At 68.9% G+C, this 5,071-nt stretch carries 4 protein-coding genes and 1 pseudogene; 2 read left to right on the forward strand and 3 right to left on the reverse strand.

Features of this window, described 5'->3' with window-relative positions; all coding sequences use genetic code 11:
- Window positions 1-38: 38 nt before the first annotated feature.
- Window positions 39-1,250 (reverse strand): arginine deiminase, encoded by a 1,212-nt coding sequence (gene arcA / locus I0Q12_RS09240; RefSeq protein WP_197251645.1) that lies wholly within the window; start codon window positions 1,248-1,250, stop codon window positions 39-41.
- Window positions 1,251-1,323: 73 nt separating this feature from the next.
- Here arcA and I0Q12_RS09245 point away from each other — a divergent pair, with 73 nt between their 5' ends.
- Window positions 1,324-1,797, forward strand: coding sequence for an FABP family protein (locus I0Q12_RS09245; protein WP_197251646.1), 474 nt, complete (start codon window positions 1,324-1,326; stop codon window positions 1,795-1,797).
- 67 nt (window positions 1,798-1,864) lie between these two features.
- Here the strand turns inward: I0Q12_RS09245 and I0Q12_RS09250 are convergent, their stop codons facing one another.
- A complete protein-coding gene (locus I0Q12_RS09250) occupies window positions 1,865-2,716 on the reverse strand; it encodes an SDR family oxidoreductase (RefSeq protein ID WP_197251647.1) in 852 nt (283 codons plus the stop codon).
- Between the two features lie 55 nt (window positions 2,717-2,771).
- Window positions 2,772-4,173 (reverse strand): annotated as a pseudogene (locus tag I0Q12_RS09255) (cytochrome P450).
- A 156-nt stretch (window positions 4,174-4,329) separates the two neighbouring features.
- On the opposite strand from I0Q12_RS09255, the gene I0Q12_RS09260 reads away from it, so the two are divergent.
- A partial coding sequence (locus I0Q12_RS09260; protein ID WP_197251648.1) for a glycosyltransferase family 2 protein occupies window positions 4,330-5,071 on the forward strand: 742 nt, incomplete at its 3' end.

Raw genomic sequence — 5,071 nt, forward strand, 5'->3', positions numbered from 1 at the left:
GCGATACATTCGCTCGGAAGAAGTAAAGGGGCGGAGGGTCAGAGCACGGCCCGTGCGAGCGGGCACGACATGCACCGCGGCCCGCCCCGGCCCGATCCCAGTTCCGACCCGGCGATCCGCAGCACCTCGATACCCGCTGCCTCGAGCCGCGCGTTCGTCTCGACGTTCCGCTCGTACGCGACGACCACTCCCGGCGCGACCGCGAGGGTGTTGTTGCCGTCGTCCCACTGTTCCCGTTCGGCGACGACCGAGTCCAGGCCGGTGTCGATGACACGGAGCTTGTCGATACCCATCGCCTCGGCCGCGGCCTCGAGGAACGGTCGCGGCCCGCCGATGCGGGCGTCGCCGTCGTCCCGGCGGATCGTGAAGGCCTCGAGCGTGTCCCGGATCGCCGGATACATGACGACCGCGTCGATGTCGACCATCGTGCACACGGTGTCCAGGTGCATCGACGCCCGCTGCTGCGCGATCGGCACCGCCAGCACCGTGTGTGCCAGGCCGTCCTCGAACACACTGCGCGCCAACGCTTCCGCACCGGCCGGTGAGGTGCGCTCCCCCACGCCGACGGCGATGACCCCCGGCGCGAGCAGCAGCACGTCGCCGCCTTCGACGGGCGCGGTGTGCGATTCGTAGGCGCGGCGCACCCCGAGGAACCGTGGGTGGAACGCGTAGATGAGGTCGGTGAGCGAGGCCTCGCGCCGACGGGCGGGCAGCGCGAGCGTCGGGATCGCGACGCGCGGCCCGATCCAGAACGACGAGTCGCGGGTGAACAGCAGATTCGGCAGGGGATCGATCACGAAGTCGCCGCCGTGGTGCATGAGCCGCACCAGCGACGGCGGGCCTGCCGTGCCGATTTCGGGCAGTTCGTCGAACGTCATTCCCGCGACCAGAATCCGGGTCAGTTCCGGGGCCGGCAGCGTCCGCAGGTGCGCGGCCAGGTCCTGCGCGAGCGCGTGCCCGAGCCTGCGCGGGTCGACGGCCGAGGAAATCCCCTGGATGCGCGCGGCGCCGCTGACCTCGAGGGTTTCGCGGAGCAGATCTGCGAGCAGCAGCACCTCGACCCCACGGCTGCGCAGCAGCTCGGCGAAGGCGTCGTGTTCCTCCTGGGCGCGCGCCACCCACGGCAACGCGTCGAACAGCAACTGGTCGTTGTTGCGGGGCGTCAGCCGCTCGAGTTCCGCACCGGGCCGGTGCAGCAGGACCGTCGTGAGGGCCCCGACCTCGGAATCGACACACAACTGCGCATTCATGCGTCAACGGTAGTGCCGCTGCCCGGCGGGTGGGAGGATCGACGTGCCCATACGCGAGCGAGGAGCACCACACGTGACGGATTCGGACCCGCTCGGCGAACTTGCACCGTTCGCCGGCCGATGGGTCGGCAGCGGCGACGGCCACTACCCCACCATCGACGACTTCGCCTACGACGAGACGATCGAGTTCACGTCGATTCCCGGAAAACCGTTCCTGATGTACGTCAGCCGCACCCGTGCCCGCGACGACGGGCGCCCGCTGCACACCGAGAACGGCTACCTGCGCCGCAGTGGTCACGAAGTGGAACTTCTGGTGTCGCAGCCCACCGGCTTCGTCGAGATCCAGCGGTCGCGGCTCACGCACGGCGTCCTCGATTTCACCGCCGTGCATCTCGAGCGGTCACCGGACGCGAAGCCCGTGCACGAGCTGCGCCGCCGGTTCGTCCTCGACGGCGACACCCTCACCTACGACCTGTGGATGGCGCACGACTCGACGCCGCTGACCCATCATCTGCACGCACAACTCACGCGGCACACGACGAGCTAGACCCGGTGTGCCGTTGTGGCGGTGGGAGGCGCCACAAAGGCACACGGGGCGCGAAGCGCCCGGCCGCTCACACCGGCGGCAGCAGCACCTTGCTGAAGTAGTCGTTGGCCTTCTGCATCGTGTACTCGTACGGGGGCGCGAACTTGCGGGCCCACCAGTAGCCGAACCTGATGTCGAACGACGTGTAGACCAGGAATCGGTTGCGCTTGACACCGGCGAGGATCCGCTTCGCCGCCAGCTCCGGGGTGATCCCGTGCGCCGAGAACCTGCGGGTGAATGCCTGGATGCGCGGATCCTTGCGGTCGAACCCGGCGATCTCGGCGGCGTCGACGAGGGGCGTGCGCACCGCACCGGGCACCACGAGGCTCACCCCGATCCGGTGCCGTTTCAGGTCGTGGCGCAACACCTCGGAGACACCGCGCACCCCGAACTTCGCGGCGCTGTACGCGGCGTGCCACGGAAGCGCGAGCAGTCCGGCCGCGGAGGACACATTGACCAGCTGCCCGCCACGGCCCGCCTCGATCATCGACGGTACGAAGCACTCGATGACGTGGATGGGCCCCATCAGATTGACGTCGACCATCTTCTTCCAGTGCCGGTGCTCGAGGTTTTCGACGGTGCCCCACACCGACGTGCCGGCGATGTTCATCACGACGTCGACGCTGCCGAACCGCTCGTGGACCTCGTCGGCGAAGGCCCGCACGGCCTCGAAATCCGTGATGTCGAAGGCGCTGTGGTGCAGGACCTCTCCGCCGCGGGAACCGATGAGCGCCACCACGTCGTCGAGGCCCGCCTCGTCGATGTCGGTGAGCAACAGACGAGCGCCCTCGTCCGCGGCGGCGATCGCGACCGCCCTGCCGATACCGCTCGCAGCACCGGTGACGACGGTCAGTGCCCCCTTGAACGACTTGATCCCCAACTCGTCTCCTCAGTCACGAAGGTGCGGAGTCGCCAGCCTACGTGACCCCCGAGCGCTACGCAGGACCGCTCGGACGCCGTGGGCGCGGCGTCAGCGAGAGGCCCGCGGGCGAGAGACTGAGCCGTTCGTGGATGCGCAGCCGATAGCCGGGATCGGGCACGAGGTCGTACTCGCGCAGGATCGTGCCGAGCACGAGAACTGCTTCGTGCACTGCGAATTGCCGTCCGATACAGGCCCGGGCACCGGTGCCGAACGGCTTGTAGACGTGCGGTGGGCGCAGCCGGATCCGATCGGGAAGAAACCGGTCCGGATCGAATCGGTCGGGGTCGTCGCCCCACACCGGATCACGGTGCAGCGCAAGCACGAGAACCACGACCCAGTCGCCGGCCTGCATGCTGTACCGGCCGCCGAGCACGGTGTCGGTGCGAGCCTCGCGGGCGAACGCCGGAACCGGGGGCCACAACCGCAGTGTCTCGTCGACGATCCGTCGGAGCAACCTCAGCTTGGGCACCTGCTCGAATTCGGGGGTCCCGCTGCCCCACACCGCGTCGACCTCGGCACGGGCCGACGCATACAACTCCGGATCCTGCGAGAGATAGTGCAACGCGAACGCGAGCAGAGCGGCGGTGGTCTCGTGCCCGGCGAGCAGGAACGTCAGCGCCTGGTAGCGGATGTTGTCGCGGTCCAGGCGGTTCGGGTCGTCCCGGCGGGCCGCGTCGAGCATGATCTCGAGCAGATCGGTGTCCGGCGCGGGACCGGACCGGACTCGCGCGAATGATCTCGTCGATCGAGTCGTGCAGGAACGCCAGATCGGCGGCGTTCCTGCGATCCGCGAACCCGTAGGCGATGCGGCGCAGCCCCGGGACGTTCCGCAGCGTCCGGCGCTGAGCATGAACGAGGCTCCGGGCCATCGCCGCGCGTGCGGGATGGGCACTGGCACGGTCGAACGAGCCGAACGAGTGCCCGAGTCCTGCCCGCCCCACGGTCTCGAACGCGACCTTGATCATGTCCTCGACCACGTCGACCGGCCGGCCGGCGCTCCGGTTCCAGTACCCGACCAGGTCGGACGCGACATCGCACATCACCGCGTGATAGCTGCGCATCGCCGACCGGGTGAACGCCGGCGTCAGCAGCGCATGGGCACGGGCCCAGTTCTTTTCGTGGTTGTAGGCGGTGAACAGTGCGTCGCCACCGATCCCGCGTAGTGCCTCCACACCCGGCGCGACGTGCTTGGCGAATCGCGTCTCGTCGGACAGCTCGGCGACCAGGTCGACTCCCGACACCAGGACGAAGCGGTGCCCGAGGGCGCGTCGCTCGAAGATCGGCCCGAGCCGGCGACTCATCGTCCAGGAATCCTGGATGGCTCGGTGCGGTGACACCCCGAGCACGTCCCCCAGTATCGGCACCCGCCACCGTGGGTGCGGCAGACCGGTCGATTCCATGGTCAGTGCGACCATCGGAGCCCCTTCCCCCTGCAAATCCGGACCCGGCTCTCGAGGACGGTACGCGGCTTTCCAAGAGCAGAGAGGCACATTCCGCCATTTCGTCCTGAATTCGCCCCCGGCGCCGGTAGCCTGGGCCCACCTTCGCCCCTGCCATCCGAGGACGGCCACATGGCGTCAGACCTGTGGGTTGTGATCCCGGCCTACAACGAGGCCCCCGGCATCACAGCCACCCTCACCGCACTCCGGCACCAGCGCAATCGCGAGTTCCGCGTGGTCGTCGTCGACAACGGCTCGACCGACTCCACCGTCGAGATCGTCGACGAATTCGCCTCCGCACACCCGGACCTGGACCTCACCCTGATCCACGAACCGCAGAAGGGCACCGGAGCCGCCGCGGACACCGGCATGCGCTACGCCATCGAGGCGGGGGCCGTGCGGCTGGCACGGACCGACGCGGACTGCGTGCCCGAACCCGAGTGGACCGAGCAGATCGAGGCGGCCTTCGACGGCGGCCTGCGCAGCATCGCGGGACAACTGCTGCCCCGCACCGACGAGGGCCTGTCCCCCGCCCGGCTGGTGCTCATGCGCATCGTCATCGAGATCGGATCGCTCGTCGCCAAGGTCCGGAGGATCAACCGCGGCCCGCAGTTCCTCGGAACCTACGTCCTCACACCCGGATGCAACATGGCGATCACCGCGGAGCTGTACGAGGCCGCGGGGGGCTTTCCGCGCACCCGGATCCAGGACGAGCACGAGGACCGGTACCTGCACAACCGGGTGCGCACCCTGACCACCGACTACGGTCTGCGCCGCTCGGTCCGCGTCCGCATGTCCACGCGGCGGTTCTCCGCCTGGGGAATCCGCAACACCTTCCTGTGGTACTACGACCACCGCTTCCGCCCGGAACACG

The organism is Rhodococcus sp. CX, from assembly GCF_015865005.1.
Taxonomy (GTDB): domain Bacteria; phylum Actinomycetota; class Actinomycetes; order Mycobacteriales; family Mycobacteriaceae; genus Rhodococcus.